Origin of the sequence: Acidilobus sp. (assembly GCF_049973875.1) — an archaeon.
Lineage (GTDB): Archaea > Thermoproteota > Thermoprotei_A > Sulfolobales > Acidilobaceae > Acidilobus.
Genome location: NZ_JBMFJI010000064.1, coordinates 1 through 2,294, shown reverse-complemented (window position 1 = coordinate 2,294; position 2,294 = coordinate 1). Strand labels below are relative to the sequence as shown.

Sequence of the window (2,294 nt, the reverse complement as noted above, 5' to 3'; positions counted from 1 at the left end):
GTTTACCTCCGCTTTCAGTTACAGTAACTTGGGACTATTTAAGCCTGACCATAGCGCGCGGCCGGGGCCTCCCAGGGGCTACATGGGAGGGCCAAGTCAATAATTTAATTTAATATTTTTTCAAAAATTTTAGTTACCTAAAATCATGGGCCCCCGCCCTGCGGGGGGCTTAAGTGCGTCCCAAGGAGGACATGGGAAAACTAAAGCTAAGCCTAAGGTTATCGTCGGAGGCCTCGGTCTACAACTGAGTATTGCAAGGATAAGCCTTGACGCGAATTCGCGGTTTCGCTTTACCAGAACGCTTCACCGGAACTAATTACTGCTGACGTCGCTCGTTCAATCGCACGGCTAATCTCGACGTACAGCGACCGACTCCTTACCTGAGCGAGCCTTCTCCGAGCAAACGTCACGCGTCGGGGAATCACCTCGGGGCCTCGCGTTTGCTAGGAGCCGCTCGAGCTGCCTGCGCCAGGATCGTTATGTGACATCTTCTCGCTTAGCCTAGCCATTATAACCGACAGCTCCCCGGCCTCGGTGAGCTTAAGGCCTCCAGACCTGCCAGCCTGGGACGCGAGGCCCAGCTCCTTGAGCCTCGCCAGCGAGTTCAGGGCCGTCTTCCTGCTGACGTTAAGCTCAGAGGCCACATCATCGGGAGTCGGCTCCCTGCCGCCGCCTGATAACCTTAATATTGCCGTGAGGTACTTGAGCTCGGGGTCGCCGAGGCCAAGTACGGCCTCAAGCACGGAGTAGTCCAGCTCCGACTCATCCCCGGTCCCAGCCTCCGAGGCTATGTAGGCCCTCACGTTAAGCGATGACCTGGCCAGCAAGAGGCCGGCTATGAAGGTTCCCACCACCAGGACCCTCAGGCCGCCCCCGAGCCCTATGATCACCCTCCTGGGCCTCTCGTTGAGGGCCTCTACCCTGCCAAGCACGTCCCTTGCCACACTCAGGGGTCCTGAGGGGTCAACTATCAGCAGCTCTATGTCGTCATGCCTCACGCCTATGGTTGTCGCCGTGGCCACGGCGCTCTGGTAAGCCTTGAGGACGCCCGATGTCCTGTCTGAAGACACCATTATGACCCTGTCGCCTGACCCTATCGAGTACCTGTGGAGAGCCCTGATCACGTGGCTTTCAGTGAAGCCCAGTGTTGATATGAGCAGCTGCTCCAAGGCCCTCTGCCCACAGCGCTTTGGCGGCCGGGGTAATAAGCCTGGTCAGTCCCACGCAGGGCACACGTGCCTGTACCAGCAGTAGGCGCACTTGGCCGACCTCTGGGCGGGGGGAGGGGACTCGGACTCCACCGCCTCCCAGGTCATCTTGACCAGCTCCTCCGCCTCCCTTAGCGCGCTCAGGGTTACAGGGAAGCTGACAAGGTCCCCACCTAGGTACAGGTGGGCGGCCCTTACCCCTCCGAGGGCTCTCTCGGCCAGGAGGGAGTATACGAGAAGCTGCGCCCTGAAGTGGTGCGACCTCTCGTAGCTCCTCCTAAACGCCTTGACCTCGAGGACGTGGGCGTTGCCCCTTTCGCCTGCCATGAGGTCCACAGTGCCCCTCACCATTAACCTGTCGTCCCTGACACTGACCCCCTCCCTCCAGGGCCTCGGGAGGCCAAGCTTTGATGCTATATCAACAGCTCTGACGCCCCTCCCGGCTTTCATCCTCTCCCCAGGGGCCTCAGCCACGCCCAGCCTCCTGTTTATCCACGGTATGAGGGGGCAGTAGGCGAACTGCTTCACGTCGGAGGCCGTTATGTAGTCCTGTAAATCAGACGAGGATCTCGTAGCCTTTCACCTCGGGCCCAGTCACGGGCCTCCCTATGACCACCGCTGAGGCCCACTCGGCCTCCGACACCCTGACCATGTGAACTACATCATCACTGCGGTTTACTGTGGCAACAACCCTTGAGGAGAGCTCCTTGAAGAGGGCCGAGCCGCCCGGGCCCACAAAGGCGCTCCTCTGCACCCTGGAGAGGCCCATCCTCTCCAGCTCCTTGGAGAGCCTAAGCCTCCTTGAGTTGTCGCTCACGTCATAGATTACCAAGAGCATCACTGAGCCTCACCCCCTGTGTAGCAGGGGCACTGCTGGCCGGTCCTGAGCGAGGAGGCGAGTCTGTAGGCGTACTCCCTTATGGCATCACCTAGGCTCATGGGCCTGTAGGCTCCAAGGGCCTGGTCCTTGAGCCTCTCGAAGAACGCCTCGAGCAGCCTCCTCCTCGAGTCCACGTCGAGCAGCCCTCCCTCGAGCCTCGGCCTCCAGCCGGAGAGGAGCAGCCCGGCCAGCGGCTCGTCTACTAC

At 60.4% G+C, this 2,294-nt stretch carries 3 protein-coding genes and 1 pseudogene; all 4 read right to left on the bottom strand.

Annotated features, from left to right (window positions below; translation table 11 throughout):
- Nucleotides 1–443: 443 nt before the first annotated feature.
- Nucleotides 444–1,169, bottom strand: a complete 726-nt coding sequence (gene csa3, locus ACP5H1_RS08325; RefSeq protein WP_427974021.1) for a CRISPR-associated CARF protein Csa3 — start codon at nucleotides 1,167–1,169, stop codon at nucleotides 444–446.
- Nucleotides 1,170–1,214: 45 nt separating this feature from the next.
- Nucleotides 1,215–1,751, bottom strand: coding sequence for a CRISPR-associated protein Cas4 (gene cas4 / locus ACP5H1_RS08320; protein WP_427974027.1), 537 nt, complete (start codon nucleotides 1,749–1,751; stop codon nucleotides 1,215–1,217).
- A gap of 13 nt (nucleotides 1,752–1,764) precedes the next feature.
- Nucleotides 1,765–2,046 carry a CRISPR-associated endonuclease Cas2 gene (gene cas2 / locus ACP5H1_RS08315; protein ID WP_427974024.1) on the bottom strand — a complete coding sequence of 94 codons (282 nt, stop codon included), beginning with the start codon at nucleotides 2,044–2,046 and terminating at the stop codon, nucleotides 1,765–1,767.
- A pseudogene (locus ACP5H1_RS08310) lies at nucleotides 2,046–2,294 on the bottom strand (hypothetical protein); the annotation flags it as partial. The pseudogene ACP5H1_RS08310 and the gene cas2, both read right to left, overlap by 1 nt.

Coding starts and splice junctions, on each gene's coding strand:
- cas2 (WP_427974024.1), bottom strand. CDS start 2,046: ATGCTCTTGGTAATCTATGACGTGAGCGACAACTCAAGGAGGCTTAGG.